The sequence below is a fragment of the Pantoea sp. SM3640 genome, from assembly GCF_015654165.1.
Lineage (GTDB): Bacteria > Pseudomonadota > Gammaproteobacteria > Enterobacterales > Enterobacteriaceae > Pantoea > Pantoea vagans.
This window is the reverse complement of sequence record NZ_CP064872.1, coordinates 624,564-642,601: the sequence shown is the minus strand read 5'-3', so window position 1 is coordinate 642,601 and position 18,038 is coordinate 624,564. Positions and strand designations below refer to the sequence as shown.

At 55.7% G+C, this 18,038-nt stretch carries 17 protein-coding genes, 3 tRNA genes and 1 pseudogene; 10 read left to right on the top strand and 11 right to left on the bottom strand.

Going from position 1 to position 18,038, the window contains the following annotated elements; genetic code table 11:
* Positions 1-111 precede the first annotated feature (111 nt).
* Positions 112-1,671: a galactarate dehydratase gene (gene garD / locus IV493_RS03095; protein WP_013358892.1), complete on the top strand. Its 1,560-nt coding sequence runs from the start codon at positions 112-114 to the stop codon at positions 1,669-1,671.
* A 49-nt stretch (positions 1,672-1,720) separates the two neighbouring features.
* On the opposite strand, the gene IV493_RS03090 is transcribed toward garD, so the two are convergent.
* The 4 genes from IV493_RS03090 to syd form a co-directional block, all read right to left on the bottom strand.
* Complete coding sequence (locus tag IV493_RS03090; protein ID WP_195857716.1) at positions 1,721-2,167, bottom strand: flavodoxin; 447 nt, start codon at positions 2,165-2,167, stop codon at positions 1,721-1,723.
* Between the two features lie 12 nt (positions 2,168-2,179).
* The gene (truC, locus tag IV493_RS03085; protein ID WP_033783976.1) at positions 2,180-2,959 is read right to left on the bottom strand and encodes a tRNA pseudouridine(65) synthase TruC; all 780 of its coding nucleotides are present in this window, start codon (positions 2,957-2,959) and stop codon (positions 2,180-2,182) included.
* Positions 2,959-3,288: a YqcC family protein gene (locus IV493_RS03080; protein WP_195857715.1), complete on the bottom strand. Its 330-nt coding sequence runs from the start codon at positions 3,286-3,288 to the stop codon at positions 2,959-2,961. Before IV493_RS03080 ends, truC begins: the two co-directional genes overlap by 1 nt.
* Before the next feature lie 588 nt (positions 3,289-3,876).
* Positions 3,877-4,425: a SecY-interacting protein gene (syd, locus tag IV493_RS03075; protein ID WP_013358896.1), complete on the bottom strand. Its 549-nt coding sequence runs from the start codon at positions 4,423-4,425 to the stop codon at positions 3,877-3,879.
* Between the two features lie 62 nt (positions 4,426-4,487).
* Between syd and queF the strand changes: the two genes are divergently transcribed.
* The 3 genes from queF (at position 4,488) to xni (ending at position 7,657) form a co-directional block, all read left to right on the top strand.
* Positions 4,488-5,333: an NADPH-dependent 7-cyano-7-deazaguanine reductase QueF gene (gene queF / locus IV493_RS03070; protein ID WP_013358897.1), complete on the top strand. Its 846-nt coding sequence runs from the start codon at positions 4,488-4,490 to the stop codon at positions 5,331-5,333.
* A 169-nt stretch (positions 5,334-5,502) separates the two neighbouring features.
* A complete protein-coding gene (gene ppnN, locus IV493_RS03065) occupies positions 5,503-6,867 on the top strand; it encodes a nucleotide 5'-monophosphate nucleosidase PpnN (protein WP_195857714.1) in 1,365 nt (454 codons plus the stop codon).
* A gap of 34 nt (positions 6,868-6,901) precedes the next feature.
* Positions 6,902-7,657 (top strand): flap endonuclease Xni, encoded by a 756-nt coding sequence (gene xni, locus IV493_RS03060; RefSeq protein ID WP_161732836.1) that lies wholly within the window; start codon positions 6,902-6,904, stop codon positions 7,655-7,657.
* A 24-nt stretch (positions 7,658-7,681) separates the two neighbouring features.
* On the opposite strand, the gene rlmM is transcribed toward xni, so the two are convergent.
* The 4 genes from rlmM to IV493_RS03040 form a co-directional block, all read right to left on the bottom strand.
* Complete coding sequence (gene rlmM / locus IV493_RS03055; RefSeq protein WP_033783981.1) at positions 7,682-8,782, bottom strand: 23S rRNA (cytidine(2498)-2'-O)-methyltransferase RlmM; 1,101 nt, start codon at positions 8,780-8,782, stop codon at positions 7,682-7,684.
* Positions 8,775-9,170, bottom strand: a complete 396-nt coding sequence (locus IV493_RS03050) for a DUF423 domain-containing protein (protein ID WP_013358901.1) — start codon at positions 9,168-9,170, stop codon at positions 8,775-8,777. The genes rlmM and IV493_RS03050 overlap by 8 nt, the downstream gene beginning before the upstream one ends.
* A gap of 50 nt (positions 9,171-9,220) precedes the next feature.
* Entirely contained in the window at positions 9,221-10,138 is a 918-nt protein-coding gene (locus tag IV493_RS03045; protein WP_003854641.1) for a transcriptional regulator GcvA, read from the bottom strand.
* Between the two features lie 334 nt (positions 10,139-10,472).
* Positions 10,473-10,694, bottom strand: coding sequence for a YgdI/YgdR family lipoprotein (locus IV493_RS03040; protein ID WP_003854643.1), 222 nt, complete (start codon positions 10,692-10,694; stop codon positions 10,473-10,475).
* Between the two features lie 209 nt (positions 10,695-10,903).
* Between IV493_RS03040 and csdA the strand changes: the two genes are divergently transcribed.
* Complete coding sequence (csdA, locus tag IV493_RS03035) at positions 10,904-12,112, top strand: cysteine desulfurase CsdA (RefSeq protein WP_195857713.1); 1,209 nt, start codon at positions 10,904-10,906, stop codon at positions 12,110-12,112.
* Positions 12,113-12,114: 2 nt separating this feature from the next.
* Positions 12,115-12,570, top strand: coding sequence for a cysteine desulfurase sulfur acceptor subunit CsdE (gene csdE / locus IV493_RS03030; RefSeq protein WP_095706740.1), 456 nt, complete (start codon positions 12,115-12,117; stop codon positions 12,568-12,570).
* Here the strand turns inward: csdE and tcdA are convergent.
* Both tcdA and mltA read right to left on the bottom strand, forming a co-directional pair.
* The gene (gene tcdA / locus IV493_RS03025) at positions 12,549-13,361 is read right to left on the bottom strand and encodes a tRNA cyclic N6-threonylcarbamoyladenosine(37) synthase TcdA (RefSeq protein WP_013358904.1); all 813 of its coding nucleotides are present in this window, start codon (positions 13,359-13,361) and stop codon (positions 12,549-12,551) included. The genes csdE and tcdA overlap by 22 nt on opposite strands.
* 48 nt (positions 13,362-13,409) lie before the next feature.
* A complete protein-coding gene (mltA, locus tag IV493_RS03020) occupies positions 13,410-14,558 on the bottom strand; it encodes a murein transglycosylase A (protein WP_195857712.1) in 1,149 nt (382 codons plus the stop codon).
* Positions 14,559-14,761: 203 nt separating this feature from the next.
* Between mltA and IV493_RS03015 the strand changes: the two genes are divergently transcribed.
* The 3 genes from IV493_RS03015 (at position 14,762) to IV493_RS03005 (ending at position 15,111) form a co-directional block, all read left to right on the top strand.
* Positions 14,762-14,838 (top strand) — tRNA-Met (locus IV493_RS03015).
* A 65-nt stretch (positions 14,839-14,903) separates the two neighbouring features.
* Positions 14,904-14,980: transfer RNA gene (locus IV493_RS03010), tRNA-Met, on the top strand.
* Positions 14,981-15,034: 54 nt separating this feature from the next.
* Positions 15,035-15,111: transfer RNA gene (locus IV493_RS03005), tRNA-Met, on the top strand.
* 110 nt (positions 15,112-15,221) lie between these two features.
* On the opposite strand, the gene amiC is transcribed toward IV493_RS03005, so the two are convergent.
* Positions 15,222-16,466, bottom strand: coding sequence for an N-acetylmuramoyl-L-alanine amidase AmiC (gene amiC / locus IV493_RS03000; protein ID WP_195857711.1), 1,245 nt, complete (start codon positions 16,464-16,466; stop codon positions 15,222-15,224).
* Positions 16,467-16,698: 232 nt separating this feature from the next.
* Between amiC and argA the strand changes: the two are divergent.
* Positions 16,699-18,026 (top strand): annotated as a pseudogene (gene argA / locus IV493_RS02995) (amino-acid N-acetyltransferase).
* Positions 18,027-18,038 lie beyond the last annotated feature (12 nt).

Here is an 18,038-nt window from a genome sequence, read left to right as displayed (position 1 = left end):
ATGCGCGCCCTGCTCCGCCTCCCTATACTGAAGCTGGCAAACAAACGTGTGACAGGTCAGAACATTACAGCGTGCCGCACAAGTACGGCACGACAGACGGGAAGGTGAGCGATGTACCCCAAAACAGATGAACAACCGCTCTATATCAAAGTCCATGAGCACGACAATGTGGCGATAGTGGTTAACAGCCTGGGCCTGCCGGCTGGCACGCAGTTTGCGGATGGCCTGACACTCACGGAGCATGTGCCACAGGGTCACAAAGTCGCGCTGCGCGCGATTAACCAGGGTGCAGAGATCGTGCGTTACGGCGAAGTCATCGGCTATGCATTACGGGATATTGCCCAGGGCAGCTGGATTGATGAGTCGCTGGTCGCGTTGCCGGAAGCGCCTCCGCTGGCGAGTCTGCCGTTAGCCACGCAGGTTCCGCCTGAATTGCCGCCGCTGGAAGGCTATACCTTTGAAGGTTATCGCAATGCGGATGGCAGCGTCGGCACGCGTAACCTGCTCGGCATCACCACCAGCGTCCACTGCGTGGCCGGTGTGGTGGATCATGTCGTACAGATCATTGAACGGGATTTACTGCCGCGCTACCCGAATGTGGATGGCGTAGTCGCGCTCAATCACCTTTATGGCTGTGGCGTGGCGATTAATGCACCTGCGGCGGTGGTGCCGATTCGCACCATTCATAACCTGGCGCTGAATGCCAATTTCGGTGGCGAAGTGATGATCGTCAGCCTGGGCTGTGAGAAGTTACAGCCGGAGCGTCTGCTGACCGGCACGCCCGACGTGCAGGCGATTTCGCTGGACGATCATGACATTGTGCGCCTGCAGGATGAGAAGCTGGTCGGTTTTGGGGCGATGGTAAATGAGATTCTGCAGGTAGCGGAGCGCCATCTCCAGCGGCTGAATCAGCGCCAGCGCGAAACCTGTTCTGCTGCAGAACTGATTGTCGGCATGCAGTGCGGTGGCAGCGATGCATTCTCAGGCGTAACGGCGAATCCGGCAGTGGGTTTCGCGTCTGATTTGCTGGTGCGCTGCGGTGCGACGGTGATGTTTTCGGAAGTCACTGAAGTGCGTGATGCGATTCACCTGCTGACGCCGCGGGTGATTAATCAGGAAGTCGGTAAGCGCTTACTGGAGGAGATGGCCTGGTATGACAACTACCTCGACCAGGGCCAGACCGATCGCAGCGCGAATCCGTCGCCGGGCAATAAAAAAGGCGGTCTGGCGAACGTGGTGGAAAAAGCGCTGGGATCGATCGCCAAATCGGGGCGCAGCGCCATTGTCGAAGTGCTCTCGCCCGGTCAGCGACCTACGCGACGTGGCCTGATCTACGCGGCGACGCCCGCCAGCGATTTTGTCTGCGGTACGCAGCAGCTGGCATCCGGTATCACGCTGCAGGTGTTTACTACCGGCCGCGGAACGCCCTACGGTCTGGCTGCGATTCCGGTCATCAAGATGGCAACGCGCAATGCGCTGGCCGAGCGCTGGCACGATCTGATGGATATTAATGCCGGCACGATTGCGACCGGTGAAGAGAGTATTGAGCAGGTGGGCTGGCGATTGTTTGAGTTGATTCTGGATATTGCCAGTGGCAGGAAGCAGACCTGGTCCGATCGCTGGGGCATCCGTAATCAGCTGGCGGTGTTTAACCCGGCACCGGTGACCTGATATCGCATGCCAGGCTTATCCTTATGCTGCGATAAGCCTGGCGTTGCCATCAGAGCTGCGCGCCCCAGGCTTCAACCCACGGAGAGGTCACCGCTTCCGGCTCAGGATTTTCGGTGGCATCAACCAGTAACACCTCACCGACCCGCTGTGCGCCCTGCTCCTGCAGCAGCGCATCGAAAGTTTTACCCGCGCCACAAAAATGGTCATAACTGCTGTCACCCAGCGCAATCACGCCATAGCGCAACGCAGGCTGATGACCGAGCTTATCTTTAACCGCATGGAACAGGCATGAAATCGTATCCGGAAAATCGCCCTGTCCGGTGGTTGAGGTGACAATTAACGCCACGTCGCTGGCATAGTTCTGCCAGTCTGCCAGCGTCGGATCGTCAAACACGGTGACGCTATGACCCTGCTGCTGCAGAAGGGGCTCTGCTTCTTCCGCTACCAGCAGCGCATTGCCGTATACCGTCCCTACAAAAATGCCAATCTTTGCCATCTGCTTTCTCCCTTATTCTGAAACGTTATCCTGTCCTGGCGCTGCGTTAAACTCAACCCGCGGCACCTCAGGAATGCGATCCTGCCAGCCAAACTGGTTCATCACGTTCTGCCAGACGCCATCCAGCCCGGCACGGATCAGTAAAGGTTCACCGGTCACCGGATGGGTGAGTGCCAGGCTGCTGGCGTGCAGCATCAGCCGGTTAGCGCCAAAGTGTTCAGCGGCACCCCGGTTCTGGCGCAGATCGCCGTGCGCCGAATCGCCAATAATCGGATGACGCAGGTGCGACATATGACGACGCAGTTGATGTTTGCGGCCGGTTTTAGGGGCCATTTCGACCAGGCTGTAACGCGAAGTAGGATAGCGGCCAATGCCGACCGGCATCTCGACCGTCGCCAGTGACTGATAATCGGTGACGGCGGGCTGTGCGGTGCGCGCTTCAGTGGCGTGCCTGTCAGCAATTTTATCCAGCTCTTCCACCAGCGGATAGTCGAGCGTTCCGCTGCTCTCCAGCCAGCCGCGTACCACGGCATGATAGGTTTTCTGCATCTGATGCTGTTCGAACTGCAGGGAAAGCAGACGACCGGCTTCGCTTGAAAGCCCCATCAGCAGTACGCCTGAGGTGGGTTTGTCCAGGCGATGCGCGGTAAACACATGCTGTCCAATCTGGTCGCGAACGGTCTGCATCACAAACACGGTTTCATGGCGATCCAGCCAGCTGCGGTGAACCAGCCAGCCGCTGGGCTTGTTGACGGCAACCAGCCACTCATCCTGATAGAGTATCTCCAGCATCAGTGGGCTGCATCCTTGATTAACGCGTCAAGCTGACGCAGGGTCAGCAGCAGCGGCGCAATACCGGGCTGGTCAGGCACCAGCGCCACCTCGTAGTAGGGAGCAACCGCAAAATTTTGCGGTAACGGATGCTGAGCCGCAATCAGGGCATGCATCCGCGGGACCAGCACCCACTGGAGCCACTGCAGCGGCTCCAGTGTATCCAGGCAAAAGGGTTCACGGCTCTCGAGCGCGTCTTCGGCCGGAGGGGTACTCTGCCAGAAATGGTACTCACGCATCACCGCTTCCAGTTGCTCCAGCCGTTGCGTAATCAATTGTTCAGGCGTCATGCGCCACCTCCGGCAAGCAGTCAAAAATGGGCGGCAAGCATATCACTTGTTGGCACAGGCACAAAAAAAGGGAGCACTGTATAAACAGTGCTCCCGGTTCGTTTGCAGCCATCCTGCTACGTTTTTGCTCCCTGCTCTTCCATGACAACTTGTCCAGTGCGAACTCCTGTCGCGCATCGTCCTGATGTATCCTTAGCATCCTGGCCCACCACCTCTTCTGAGGGGGTTCTCATTCTCCATCCTGGAGGTGTCCCTTGCTCACTCCTGAGCGATCCTGTTTCATCCTGAAACCTTCCGTGTGCCGTAAGCTCCGTTACGTTCCTGCCTCATGGCTTATCATCATCCTGACGATATCTGTTTCCTGAGCATCCTGCAGTGGGAAACATTTTGACAGAACTCGTTACGCGCACAAGGTACTTACAGCGAAACTTTACGAAATGTGCTGCACAAATTCAGATTAACGCCATTAAGTTGATGATTCACAATATTTTTACATCACGGCCTTCCGGATGTCTCAACTGTTATATGGCGATCTCTCACAGTATATGTAAGAGATGTCTCACAAGCCAGGCGGCAAATCACTGCAATTCAGATGATAACCGGTTGTAATGACTTAAGAAATATCTCAAGACTTTCTGCCAGTACCACGCGCTGTTTACGACCAGGCTGCTCCAGAATTACTTCGCCGCTGAGATTAGACAGGGAGATGATCTCCTCCTCTGAATCGGTGGTGGCAATGAATAGCGTAGGCGACTGTCTGAGGCGGCGCTGCATCACCAGATGCCCAATCAGATTCTCCTGTAATCGCAGGAAATCCTCTTCACTCCACACCTGCAAAAGGGTCAGCTGATTCTCGCCAAAACGGGCCTGCATATCGCCGGCAAACTGCGTGGTATAGAACGCCGTGATCGGCGGCTGAAGCTGGATGTCGACCGCCCGCTCAATCGCATCCAGCGTCGTTGGCAGACTAAACGGCTGCGGCTGCCAGACGACCCGCTGCTCGCGATCTTCCAGTGCACAGGGCGAAGGAACGCCATAGAGATCGCTGCTGGCCGGCCCATGTCCCGCCTGCTGAAGCCAGTGCTGGCAGTATCGGGTGGTAAAGTCGCGCAACGCGGCGGCAGTTTGCTGCATCATTCATATTCTCACTTCTGATAGGTTACACTTAGCCACTTTGATTAATTTTGGTGGTAACCGCAATGACTACTCACGAACAGGATCAGGCGCTCAGTAACCTGACGCTGGGCAAACCCACAGCCTATCACGATCGGTATGACAACAGCTTACTGCAGGCGGTGCCGCGCAGCCTGAACCGTGAACCGCTTGGCCTGTTTCCCGACAGTCTGCCCTTTACCGGCAGCGATATCTGGACCCTGTATGAACTCTCGTGGCTCAACAGCAAAGGTCTGCCACAGGTTGCCGTTGGCGAAGTGGTGCTGGATGCGCAAAGCCGTAATCTTATCGAGTCGAAAAGCTTCAAGCTCTACCTGAACAGTTTCAATCAGACCCGCTTTGCCGACTGGGGTGAGGTTCGTCAGACGCTGGAGCGGGATCTGAGTGCCTGTGCTGAAGGGGAAGCGCGGGTCGCGTTGTTCCGTCTCAATGAAATAGAAGGTCAGCCGATTGGTCATTTTGAGGGTTGCTGCATTGATGAGCAGGATATCGCCATAGAGGATTACCGCTTCAATGCTGACTATCTGGCGGATGCCGCAGGCAGCGAAATCGTTGAAGAGACGCTGGTCAGCCATCTGCTCAAGTCGAACTGCCTGATTACCAACCAGCCCGACTGGGGCTCGGTGATGATCCGCTATAAAGGCCCGCGTATCGCGCGTGAAGCACTGCTGCGCTATCTGGTCTCATTCCGTCAGCACAACGAATTTCACGAGCAGTGTGTTGAACGCATCTTTAATGATGTGATGCGATTCTGCCATCCGGAAGCGCTGACCGTTTATGCGCGCTACACCCGTCGCGGCGGGCTGGATATTAACCCGTGGCGCACCAATGTGCCCTTCTCGCCCGGTTTTTCGCGGCTGGTCCGTCAGTAGTTTGCGAGACTTCTCTCAGGCTGGGCGCCGTAAGCGCAGTTCCGCTTGAGCTGTGCGGGCCGACAAGGCTACTCTGGTGAAGGCGGCAATCTGCGGGTTGCCGACCAGGGATTTTCGTCACTGCCATTGCAGTGCCAATCAGCACCCAGGCGGGTGCAAAGGAGTTCATTTGATTACCCATATCAGCCCACTTGGCTCAATGGATCTGCTCTCGCAGCTGGAAGTCGACATGCTCAAGCGCACAGCCAGCAGCGACCTCTACCAGCTGTTTCGCAATTGCTCTCTGGCCGTGCTTAACTCCGGCAGCCAGACTGACAGCAGCCACGAACTGCTCTCCCGCTTTGAGAATTTCGACATCAACGTGCTGCGCCAGGAGCGCGGCGTCAAACTGGAACTGATCAATCCGCCGGAAGAGGCGTTCGTGGATGGCCGCATCATCCGCTCACTGCAGGCTAACCTGTTTGCGGTGCTGCGTGATATCCTGTTTGTCAGCGGCCAGCTCAACATACCGGGCCGGTTAAGTGCAGCCGAAGAGAATGATTCCGCCACCATTACCAACACGGTGTTTTCCATTCTGCGTAATGCGCGGGCTCTGCATATCGGCGAGTATCCCAACACCGTAGTCTGCTGGGGTGGTCACTCAATCAACGCCGTTGAGTATCAGTATTGCCGCAATGTCGGTACGCAGCTTGGACTGCGTGAGCTGAATATCTGTACCGGCTGCGGGCCGGGCGTGATGGAAGCGCCGATGAAAGGCGCAGCAGTTGGCCATGCTCAGCAGCGCTATCGCGACAGCCGCTTTATTGGCCTCACCGAACCCTCAATCATTGCAGCTGAACCGCCGAATCCACTGGTGAATGAGCTGATCATCATGCCGGACATTGAAAAACGTCTGGAAGCGTTTGTGCGCATCGCCCACGGCATCATCATTTTCCCTGGCGGCGTCGGTACGGCTGAAGAGCTGCTCTATCTGCTGGGCATCCTGATGAATCCGCAGAACAACAATCAGGTGTTGCCGCTGATTCTGACCGGGCCGAAAGAGAGCGCCGATTACTTCCGCGTGCTGGATGATTTCATCGTTAACACACTGGGTGAACAGGCACGTAAGCATTACCAGATCATCATTGATGACGCGGCAGAAGTGGCGCGTCTGATGAAGAAAGCGATGCCGCAGGTGAAAGAGAATCGTCGTGAAACCGGCGATGCGTACAGCTTTAACTGGTCGATTCGCATTGAGCCCGATCTGCAGGTGCCGTTCATGCCAAGCCATGAAAATATGGCCAATCTCAATCTCTATACCAATCAGCCTCCCGAGAAGCTGGCTGCCGACCTGCGACGCGCCTTCTCAGGTATCGTCGCCGGTAATGTCAAAGAGATGGGCATCCGCGAAATCCGCGAGAAGGGACGCTACAGACTGCATGGCGATCCCGACATCATGCACCGCATGGATGAGCTGCTACAGGGATTCGTTGCCCAGCAACGCATGAAACTGCCAGGCACCGCCTACATCCCCTGCTACGAAATTATCAAATAACCCAGGAGGCAGCCTCCGGGCTGCCGATACGCTCATGGCTCTTCATCTTGTTATTGTTGACGCGCTGAATCTGATTCGCCGTCTGCATGCGGTACAGGGCTCACCCTGTGTCGACGGCTGCGTGGCTGCGCTGCGCCAGGTACTGGGTCACGCCCGTCCGACTCACGCTGTCGCAGTATTTGATGGCGAGGCACGTCATCAGGGCTGGCGACATCAGCTGCTGCCCGATTACAAAAGCGGTCGCCCGCCGATGCCAGACGATTTACAGGCAGAGATGCCGGCGTTGCAGGAGGCCTTTCGTTCGGCAGGTGTAAGCTGCTGGATAGCGGGCGAGGATGAGGCAGATGATTTAGCGGCGACGCTGGCGGTGAAAATGGCACAGGCCGGACACCAGGCCACCATCGTGTCCACCGACAAAGGTTACTGTCAGCTGCTGGCCCCCGAAATCCGCATCCGCGACTACTTCCAGAAACGCTGGCTCGATCTGCCTTTTATCGAGGCTGAATTTGGCGTTGCACCCCAGTTACTTCCCGACTACTGGGGATTATGCGGCATCAGCAGCAGTAAAATTCCAGGCATCACCGGCATCGGCCCGAAAAGCGCGAAACAGCTGCTGGCAGAGTTTCATACGCTTGAAGGAATCTATCAGCAACTGGATAAGGTGCCCGCCAAATGGCAGGAAAAGCTCGCAGAAGGTCAGCAGATGGCTGAGATCAGCCGTCAGGTAGCCACGCTAAAGCGGGATCTGGTATTGCAGGGCAATCTGAATACGCTGCGTTATACCGGCTGAGTGCAGTTGCACTCAGCCCGGCGATTAACGTTCGTCGCGACGGCCACCGGTCGCTGCCCACATACGACGCACATGTACCGTTACCTCTTCGCGGTCATGATAAAGCTGGCGGGCACGAATCTGCACGTTGATGCCATTCTCATCAAAGCGCTCCTGCATCATGGCCAGATTCTGCGTCACCTCTTCATAACGCTTTTTCATCGGCAGCTTCAGGTTGAAGATGGCTTCACGGCACCAGCCGTTAACCAGCCAGTCGGTCATCAGGTTAGCCACACGCACCGGCTTTTCGACCATGTCACACACCAGCCAGCTGATATTGGTGCGGGGTGGACGGAATTTAAACCCATCGGCTTTCTCGTGCATGACCTGGCCGGTATCCATCAGACTCGGGGCCATCGGTCCGTTGTCCACCGCATAAACCATCATGCTGCGCTGGACCAGCTGATAGGTCCAGCCGCCCGGGCAGGCGCCGAGATCCACGGCGTACATGCCGCTGGCTAAACGCTCATCCCACTCATCCGCAGGAATAAAGACGTGGAACGCCTCTTCCAGCTTGAGGGTCGAGCGGCTTGGTGCATCGGAGGGGAACTTAAGCCGTGGAATACCCATGTAAAACGGCGAGCTGTTTTCCCGGATCGAGTAGCCGACGTAACAGGTACCTGGCGCAATGAAAAACACATGCACCACAGGGCGTTTCGGACTTTCATAGTTCAGCAGAATCTTGCTTTCACGCAGTGCTGAACGCAGCGGCACGGTGAACTTACGGCAGAATTTGGTCAGCTCTTTGGCTTCGTTCGTGTCCGGCACTTCAACACGCAGCTCGCCGCCCTTCTCCACCACGCCGGTCAGCATGCCGACGATCGGGGTGATGCGATCTTCCTGCGGCAGGTCACGCAGCATTTCACCGACAACCAGCATCTGCCGGGCAAAGATCAGCTCGTCAAACGGTAACTCACGCGCCAGACGCTCAGCATCTTCAAACTGATAGCACTCAAACAGCACGTAGCCGGAGTCATCTTTAACCCGCGGAAAGCCGTAGATTTCACGTTCCGCTGCTTTGGCACTGATTTCTGCCGCACACTCTTTTTCAAAACCGGGACGACAATAGAGTAAAACTTTATTCATGGCGTTCTGCCTTTCGTTTAAGACGCAGCGCGCCAATCAACATCAATACCCAACCGGCGAGGAAACAGATCCCGCCTACCGGTGTGATAAAAACCCAAAACTTCAGATGTGACAGCGCCAGACAATAGAGGCTGCCACTGAACAGTACGGTGCCGAGCGCCATCAGCGCACTGCTCCAGTAAAACCAGATATTGGCGCGGCGTAACATCGCGGCACCCAGTCCCATCACCGCTAACGTGTGATAAGCCTGATATTCCAGCCCGGTATGAATCCAGGCCATCTCAGCCGCACCCAGCGACTGACTTAAAACGTGGGCACCAAATGCGCCAAAAGCCACCAGCAGAAAGCCGCTGATAGCCGCAAAAACAAACATGGCACGACTGGACATTAACCTATCCTCAGGATGTTTTTGCATCGTAATGCAAATAAATCAAGATGTTATTGTTGATAGCGAAAGCGGAATTTTTCTTGTTCGGTTGCAGCTTTTTCCAGGATCCACTGTCGGAAGGCGGCTATTTTACCCAGTTCTGCCTGACTGTCATGACAAACCAGATAAAAAGCGTTTTTACTGACTAATACATCATTAAAGGGGCAGATTAATCGCCCGGCCTCTATTTCGCTCTGCGCCATGACGTTGTTGGCCAGCGCCACGCCCTGACCATGAATTGCCGCCTGCAACACCATGGCGCTGTGGCTGAAGATCGGCCCCTGCTGCACGTTGATATGCTGTAAACCCAGCTGGCGGATATACGATTGCCAGTCACGGCGGGAGGCGTCATGCAGCAGGGTAAAGCGTGAGAGGTCCATTGGTGTTTTCAGCGGATTATCACCGGTCATCAGTGATGGCGAACAGACCGGCAGCAGATATTCGGCATAGAGTTTTTCAACCCGCAGGCCGGGCCAGTTGCCGCGTCCGTAGAAAATTGCCACGTCGACATCGTCGGCCAGTTTCTCTTCATCGCGGTCAACGGCCTGGATACGTACGTCGATTCCCGGATAAGCCATATTAAAGCTGGAGAGGCGGGGAACCAGCCACTGAATAGCAAAGCTCGGCAGTAAACTGACGGTCAGCGCGCCCTTTGCACTGCGCGCCTGTAGTTTGCGGGTCGCTTCGTTAATTGCCGAGAAAATCTCTTTGATGTCGAGATAGTAGCTTTGCCCTTCTTCGGTCAGTAACAGCGAACGATTCCTCCGGCGAAACAGCTTTAACCCCAGAAAATCTTCCAGAGATTTAATCTGATGGCTTACGGCAGCCTGGGTGACAAACAGCTCTTCAGCGGCTTTGGTAAAGCTTAAATGGCGCGCAGCGGCATCAAAAACCCGCAGTGCGTTAAGAGGAGGAAGGCGTTTCGACATGGTTTTCCGTATCCGGATCGGCGAAAAATACGCAGGCTTATACAAAGCGTTTACGTATTAGAATTTTTAATCCGAGGCATTATAATTTGTCCGTTGAGGAACCTCCAGCAAATACCTATAGTTGCCGCACTTCCTGAGCCGGAACGAAAAGTTTTTAGATTTGTGAGTGAGTTCGCAGATTTTCTGAAAGCTTTTGGCTTGAGGTCGTGATGTTGTGTTTGCAATTTTTGATCCGACGATTGCGGATCGAACTCTTAATTCCTGTAGATTTACCCTGTCTGTCCATAGTGATTTTTAAATAGCACCGCAAATTGCGGTGCTTTTTTTTTGCTGCTTACTTTGACTCGACCATCTCTTTGACATCAGAGCGATTGATCTGCTGCTCGTTGCCATTCGCATCTTTATAGCTGATCATGCCGGTATCGTTATCAACTTTAGGCTTGCCGGCAGCCACGATGGTACGACCATCGTTGGTATGCATGACATAATTGCTTGAACAGGCACTCAGGGTAAAAGCCAGAGTACACACGGCCAGGACTGCGGTAAGTTTTTTCATCTGCTATCTCCTTGTAGATTGATTGCATCAAACCACCCGCGTTACGCTAACCAGAGGCAGCCGATAAGTGAGATCGACTATTAAACGTCCGATCGTTATGCGGGTTTGGTTCAAACCTTGCAATATTCAGCATAACGCGCTTTTCCAGCTTTGCCAGACGCAGACCATTCTTTCAGTGTGGTCCTAATTTTTCTTATCATGGACCCGGCATGACCGCATTTAATCCCACCGCATTCCGCCAGCAGTTTCCCGCGCTCGCCGACGCCGGCGTCTACCTCGACAGCGCCGCAACCACGCTGAAACCGCAGGCCGTGATTGACAGCACGCAGCAGTTTTACAGCCTCAGCGCGGGTACGGTTCATCGCAGCCAGTTTGCTGCGGCGCAGGCCTTAACCCAGCGCTATGAGCAGGCGCGCAATCAGGTTGCCCGCTGGGTTAACGCCGCGGACGATCGAGAGATTGTCTGGACGCGTGGCACCACCGAAGCGATAAACCTGGTGGCGAACAGCTGGCTGCGTCCGCGCCTGCAGCCCGGTGATGAGATCGTGGTGAGTGAGGCTGAGCACCACGCCAACCTGGTTCCCTGGCTAATGGCTGCGCAGGCGTGCGGTGCCCGCGTCGTAAAATGGCCGTTAGGGCCAGATCGTCTGCCCGATATCAGCCTGTTACCCGCTCTGCTTAACAGCCGCACCCGCCTGCTGGCTGTAGGTCAGATGTCGAACGTCACCGGGGGATGCCCCGATCTCGCACAGGCGATTTCACTGGCACATGCCGTGGACGCGAAAGTGATGGTCGATGGCGCGCAGGGGGTGGTGCACTGCCCGCCTGACGTACAGGCGCTGGATATCGACTTTTACGCTTTTTCCGGCCATAAAATTTACGGCCCGATGGGCATTGGCGCGTTATATGGCAAAGCGGAGCTGCTGGAGGCGATGGTGCCCTGGCAGGGCGGCGGTAAGATGATCACGGATGTCGACTTCAATGGTTTCACGCCGCAGCCGGTACCGTGGCGTTTTGAGGCTGGCACCCCGAATGTGGCTGGGGTGGTGGGATTGAGTGCGGCACTGAGCTGGCTGGCGCAGTACGATCTGCCCGAAGCCGAGCGCTGGAGTCAGCAGCTTGCCTCGCTGGCGGAAGAGCAACTGGCAGAACTGCCCGGCTTTCGCAGCTTCCGCTGTGGCAATGCCAGCCTGCTGGCCTTTGAATTCGCAGGTCTGCATCACAGTGACCTGGTAACGCTGCTGGCCGAGCAGGGAATCGCACTGCGCGCCGGTCAGCATTGCGCGCAGCCCTTGCTGGCGGCGCTGGGCGTCAGTGGCACGCTGCGCGCCTCTTTTGCACCCTATAATAATCTGCAGGATGTTGATGCGCTGGTGCGCGCCATGAAGAGCGCCATCGCGCTGTTATCGGAGTTTTGATTATGTGTTCATCGCGGTTAGCGCCACACCCGTTTGGCGAACAGATTACCGTTGCCAGTCTGAAAGAGAGCTTTGGCCGCTTTCATCAGTGGGAAGATCGTTATCGTCAGCTAATCCAGCTGAGCCGCCAGTTACCTGCCTTGCCGGAGGAACTGAAAACAGCGGAAATTGAACTGAGCGGGTGTGAAAACCGGGTCTGGCTGGGCAGCCAGCTGTGTGAGGATGGCTCACTGCATTTCTATGGTGACAGTGAAGGACGGATCGTGCGCGGCCTGCTGGCCGTGCTGCTGACCGCCGTTGAGGGCCAGACGCCGCAGCAATTACTGGCCACCGATCCCTTAACCCTGTTTGATGAGCTGGGGCTGCGCGCCCAGCTCAGCGCCTCACGCAGCAGCGGCCTGCAGGCGCTGGCTGCTGCGGTAGAGCATGCCGCGCGTCAGGCGCTGACCGCATCCTGACGGGCGGCGCGTGCCAGAAACTTCTTCAGCGCATGCGAAACGGCCACAAAGCCGAACGTCGCGGTCACCATGGTGGCCGCGCCAAAGCCGGATGTGCAATCCATTCTCTTCGGACCCTCTGCGGTGCTGCGTGAAGCACAAACGCTGCCGTCGGCCTGCGGATAGACCAGCGCTTCGGTAGAAAAAACGCAGTCGATGCCAAGTTTGCCCTTGCTGCTTTTCACCACCCCCAGGCTTTTCAGGCGTTCGCGCAGCTTCGCCGCCAGCGGATCCTGAATGGTTTTCGCCAGATCGGCGACCTGGATCTGGGTCGGATCAATCTGTCCGCCCGCGCCACCGGTGGTGATCAGCGGGATCTTATTCCGGCGACACCAGGCGATCAGCGCCGCTTTAGGGCGCACGCTGTCGATCGCGTCGATCACATAGTCGAAACCGGCGGCCATCAGTTCGGCGGTGTTCTCGGGCGTAATAAAGTCATCAATGCAGATCACGTCGCAGTCCGGATTGATCGCCCGTAGCCGCTCCGCCATCACCTCCGTTTTGGCTTTGCCGACGTTGCCCTGCAGCGCATGAAGCTGTCGATTGGTGTTGGTAATGCAGACATCATCCATATCTATCAGGGTGATTTTACCAATGCCGGTGCGCACCAGCGCTTCCGCTGCCCAGGAACCCACGCCGCCAATACCAATGACGCAGAAGTGTGCGTCAGCAAAACGTTGCAGCGCATCCTGGCCATAGAGACGCGCCGTGCCGCCAAAGCGCTGATGCCAGGCGTCATTTAACACTTTCATAGTTGAACCTGTTACGTCGTGCGGGCCCGTAGGCCCGCAGAGAAGACATTAGTTAGCGCCGAGAAGCAGTGAACCATTATTACCGTTTTGCGGGCTGGAGAACAGCGGCTGTCCGACACCCGGTGCGGCTTTGATTACCCAGACGCGTCCGTAGTGATTATAGAAGCCCGCCAGATGCGCGGCATCCGGGCCGATACCCTGATAGATATCAAAGTGTTGTCCCTTAATCGCGCCACCCACATCGAGCGCCACCATCAGGCGCATCTCATATTTGCCGTTGAATTTGCCCTTCTCATTCAACTGCGGCACTTCTGCCAGCAGCACCGTGCCCGCCGGAATAATTGAGCGGTCAGAAGCCACCGAGGCTTTCGCTACCAGCGGAACGGCGCTGGCACCGCGCACCGGCGTAAACGGCTCAGCCTTAAAGAAGACGAATGACGGGTTGGTTTCCAGCAGCGCACGCACTTCCTGCGGTGAGTGCTCCTGCGCCCACTGGCGAATCGCCTGCATCGACATATCTTCGCGCTTCACTTCACCACGGTCGATCAGCTCTTTACCAATACTGTGGTAGCCCCAGCCATTTTTACCGGCGTAACCAAAGAAGGTCATCGGGCGGCCATCGCCAAAGTCGACGTAACCACTGCCCTGCACATCCATCATGAAGTTATCAATCAGCGAGTTGCTGTAGGCAATGACGTAGCGGTCATCAAGTCCGCCACTATAGATAGAGGCGCGGCTCGGTAATTTCTCTCCGCGTTTGCGCGGCGGCATACGGTAGATTGGATACTGGAATTCGCCCTGACGGGTGTAGCGCGCTTCCACGACCGGCGTGTAGTAACCGGTGAACTGCACATTACCGTAGTTATCCGTGCCCTCCATCTGCCAGGCATTCAGGCCATACTGGCGAAGCTGCCGGGTATCAGCACCCGCCATCAGCCAGCTTTCAATGGCGCTGTAAGTGCCGTTCTGACGACTATAAAGAGCGGATGAGGCGGACTGAATCTGGCGCACCTGATCGCCAAAGTCTTTGCCATTAACCGGCGCGCCTTTAGCATTGGGCTGATTCACCAGCGCCAGCGGCTGTTCCAGTTTGCCATCTTTATATTGCTGACCGCGATCGGTCGGTTTAGAGCTACAGGCCGCCAGCAGCGTGATTAACGCGCCAGTGAGTGCATACTTCACCCAATGTGATTTCATTCTCTTCTCTTTTTATAACTGTTCGCCCCGCGACGATAGCAAAGCCCCCGACAGAATGAAATGCATCCGCTTTGACGCAGCGCATATCAGTTCAATAATTAATCAGATGGCTGAATCCTTCAGCAACTGGCTGTTAATTTGGCTTTTATCTTTAAAAAGGGGTTGCATGAATTAGCGCGGAGAGTATAGTGCGCTTCCACGGACGCGGGGTGGAGCAGCCTGGTAGCTCGTCGGGCTCATAACCCGAAGGTCGTCGGTTCAAATCCGGCCCCCGCAACCAATACTTCTGCAGCGGTTTTACAGAAGTCACAGTGTGAGAAGTAAAAGTAATAGAAGCAATACGGACGCGGGGTGGAGCAGCCTGGTAGCTCGTCGGGCTCATAACCCGAAGGTCGTCGGTTCAAATCCGGCCCCCGCAACCAATACTTCTGCAGTTGTTTTACAGAAGTCACAATGTGAAATAAGTATGATACGGACGCGGGGTGGAGCAGCCTGGTAGCTCGTCGGGCTCATAACCCGAAGGTCGTCGGTTCAAATCCGGCCCCCGCAACCAATCATTTAAACACCTGAAAGGGTGTTTTTTTGTTTCTGACGTTCGCGAATTCCTCTTAAACCTCCCTCTCGCAGATAAATGCGCGGATAGCCGTGACTACCCGCACTCCTTTACCGATGGGCCAGTGCCGCCCCACTCTCTACATACGCTTTGATACCGTTCAGAATCGCCTCTGCCACCTGATGCTGATAGCGGGTGGTTCGCAGCTTCCGCTCCTCTTCCACATTACTGATGAACGCGGTTTCTACCAGGATTGACGGGATATCCGGGGCTTTCAGCACCGCAAAGCCAGCCTGATCCACGGTGCGTTTGTGCAGATGGTTGATGCGCCCCATACGATGCAGCACCTCTTTACCAAACTTCAGGCTGTCATGAATCGTCTGCCGCTGCACCATGTCGAACATGGTGTGATCAAGATAGCGGTCGCCGCTTTTGCTGACGCCGCCAATCAGGTCTGATTCATTCTGGGTCTGCGCCAGGAAACGGGCGGCGGCTGAAGTGGCACCGCTGGTGGATAAGGCAAATACCGAAGAGCCGCGTGCTGCCCGACTGGTAAACGCATCCGCATGAATAGACACAAAGAGATCGGCACGCTGTTTACGGGCTTTTGCGACCCGGACGCGCAGCGGAATAAAGACATCTTCATTGCGCGTCATATAGGCTTTCATATGGGGCTCTTTATCGATCAGCGCTTTGAGCCGCCGTCCGATCTTCAGCACAATATCTTTCTCGCGGGTCTTATATTTGCCGTGCGCGCCAGGATCTTCTCCACCGTGACCGGGATCGATCATAATGATAATCGGACGATCGCGTCCCGCTTTGCCGGGTAACGGCGCCTGCACCCCTTCATCCTTGTCCAGATCGCCCTGATTATAATCTTTCAGCAGAGCCAGCAGCGGATCGTCTTCCACATGGTTCTGGGTCGGATAGAGATCGACCACCAGCCGGTGATTGATCCCGGCGACCGGTGCCAGATTAAAGATCTTCGGTGCGACGTTGCGCTTCAGCTCCAGAACAACGCGCACCGTGTTGCTGTCGAACTGGCCGACCCGGGCATTTTTGATAAAGGGATCGTCGACCCGTACCTGCTTATCCACCCCTTTCAGGGCCGAATTAAGATGCAGGCCCTGAATATCTATGACGAGACGTTCGGGATTGCTCAGCGCAAACTGCTTGTATTTCAGCGCGACACTGGACTCCAGCGTCATGCGCGAATAGGTGGATGAGGGCCAGATACGCACCGCCACAATGTGGTTTTTTGCCGCCAGGCCTGTGCGGCTGACGCTCAACAGCAGTAAGGTGCCTGTCCCCTGTAAAAAACGTCTGCGTGAAAAATGGGAATTACCGTCTGACATGCCGCTCCAGCTGCTGTGTTATGTCTAAAAAAGCGCCAGTTAATCAAATGGCGGCGAAAACTTTATCCAATCCGCGAGATGATGTCACCCCGGAAACCCTAAATAATGCAGGCTGTTAGCGGCTTTGACACCCATAAAAACGTAAATTTTCGTCAGGATTAAGACTTGCAAAATCGGGCGTAAAAGCATAAAAATACAGAAAATACGAATAAACATTCACTGAGGGTTGGCCGTGAAGGAACGTAGTACCGAACTGGTTCAGGGTTTTCGCCATACCGTTCCCTATATCAATGCCCACCGGGGTAAAACCTTTGTCATCATGCTGGGTGGCGAAGCGATTGAGCATGAGAACTTCTCTGGCATCGTTAACGACATCGGCCTGCTGCACAGCCTGGGCATCCGCCTGGTGGTGGTTTATGGCGCACGGCCGCAGATAGACGCCAGCCTGGCTCAGCAGCAGCTGGAACCGGTTTATCATAAATTTACCCGGGTGACCGACGCGCAATCGCTGGAGTTAGTGAAGCAGGCTGCCGGTCGGTTGCAGTTAGATATCACTGCCCGCCTCTCAATGAGTCTTAACAATACCCCACTGCAGGGCGCGCATATCAATGTGGTCAGCGGCAACTTCATTATTTCGCAGCCGCTGGGCGTGGATGATGGCGTGGATTACTGCCACAGCGGGCGTATCCGTCGTATCGATGAAGAGGCGATTCATCGCCAGCTGGATAACGATGCCATCGTGCTGATGGGACCGGTGGCGGTCTCTGTGACCGGCGAGAGCTTTAATCTGACTTCAGAAGAAGTGGCTACCCAACTGGCGATTAAGCTCAAAGCCGAAAAATGATCGGCTTCTGCTCCGAGCAGGGTGTGCTGAACAGCGACGGTGAAATCATTTCCGAGCTGTTCCCGAACGATGCTCAGGCCCGCATCGACGAGATTGAAAAAGAAGGTGATTATCTTTCTGGCACGGTCCGCTTCCTGCGCGGTGCGGTGAAAGCCTGCCGCAGTGGCGTGCGCCGCAGCCATCTCATCAGCTACCAGGAAGATGGCGCACTGTTGCAGGAGCTCTTCTCACGCGACGGTATCGGTACGCAGATTGTGATGGAGTCGGCCGAGCAGATTCGTCGTGCCAATATCAACGACATCGGCGGTATCCTCGAACTGATCCGTCCGCTGGAGCAGCAGGGTATTCTGGTGCGTCGCTCACGCGAGCAGCTGGAGATGGAGATCGATAAATTCACGATTATTCAGCGTGACAATCTGACCATCGCCTGTGCCGCCCTCTATCCGTTTATGGATGAGAAGATTGGCGAGATGGCCTGTGTGGCGGTTCATCCTGACTATCGCAGCTCCTCACGCGGAGAAATGCTGCTGCAGCGCGTGGCATTACAGGCGAAGCAGATGGGACTGCAAAAGCTGTTTGTGTTAACCACGCGCAGCATCCACTGGTTCCAGGAGCGCGGCTTTACGCCGGTTGATATCGAGTCACTGCCCGAGAGTAAAAAAGAGATGTACAACTATCAGCGCCGTTCCAAGGTGCTGATGGCCGACCTCACCTGATTCAATCATGAA

Excerpts from the sequence above, each read along its gene's own strand:
- rlmM (WP_033783981.1), bottom strand. The coding sequence starts at position 8,782 with ATGAATAAAGTTTTACTCTATTGTCGTCCCGGTTTTGAAAAAGAGTGT.
- amiC (WP_195857711.1), bottom strand. The coding sequence starts at position 16,466 with ATGTCAGACGGTAATTCCCATTTTTCACGCAGACGTTTTTTACAGGGG.
- IV493_RS03090 (WP_195857716.1), bottom strand. The coding sequence starts at position 2,167 with ATGGCAAAGATTGGCATTTTTGTAGGGACGGTATACGGCAATGCGCTG.
- truC (WP_033783976.1), bottom strand. The coding sequence starts at position 2,959 with ATGCTGGAGATACTCTATCAGGATGAGTGGCTGGTTGCCGTCAACAAG.
- garD (WP_013358892.1), top strand. The coding sequence starts at position 112 with ATGTACCCCAAAACAGATGAACAACCGCTCTATATCAAAGTCCATGAG.
- tcdA (WP_013358904.1), bottom strand. The coding sequence starts at position 13,361 with ATGAAAGTGTTAAATGACGCCTGGCATCAGCGCTTTGGCGGCACGGCG.
- syd (WP_013358896.1), bottom strand. The coding sequence starts at position 4,425 with ATGATGCAGCAAACTGCCGCCGCGTTGCGCGACTTTACCACCCGATAC.
- queF (WP_013358897.1), top strand. The coding sequence starts at position 4,488 with ATGACTACTCACGAACAGGATCAGGCGCTCAGTAACCTGACGCTGGGC.
- csdE (WP_095706740.1), top strand. The coding sequence starts at position 12,115 with ATGTGTTCATCGCGGTTAGCGCCACACCCGTTTGGCGAACAGATTACC.
- mltA (WP_195857712.1), bottom strand. The coding sequence starts at position 14,558 with ATGAAATCACATTGGGTGAAGTATGCACTCACTGGCGCGTTAATCACG.
- csdA (WP_195857713.1), top strand. The coding sequence starts at position 10,904 with ATGACCGCATTTAATCCCACCGCATTCCGCCAGCAGTTTCCCGCGCTC.
- IV493_RS03080 (WP_195857715.1), bottom strand. The coding sequence starts at position 3,288 with ATGACGCCTGAACAATTGATTACGCAACGGCTGGAGCAACTGGAAGCG.
- IV493_RS03040 (WP_003854643.1), bottom strand. The coding sequence starts at position 10,694 with ATGAAAAAACTTACCGCAGTCCTGGCCGTGTGTACTCTGGCTTTTACC.
- IV493_RS03045 (WP_003854641.1), bottom strand. The coding sequence starts at position 10,138 with ATGTCGAAACGCCTTCCTCCTCTTAACGCACTGCGGGTTTTTGATGCC.
- xni (WP_161732836.1), top strand. The coding sequence starts at position 6,902 with ATGGCTCTTCATCTTGTTATTGTTGACGCGCTGAATCTGATTCGCCGT.
- IV493_RS03050 (WP_013358901.1), bottom strand. The coding sequence starts at position 9,170 with ATGTCCAGTCGTGCCATGTTTGTTTTTGCGGCTATCAGCGGCTTTCTG.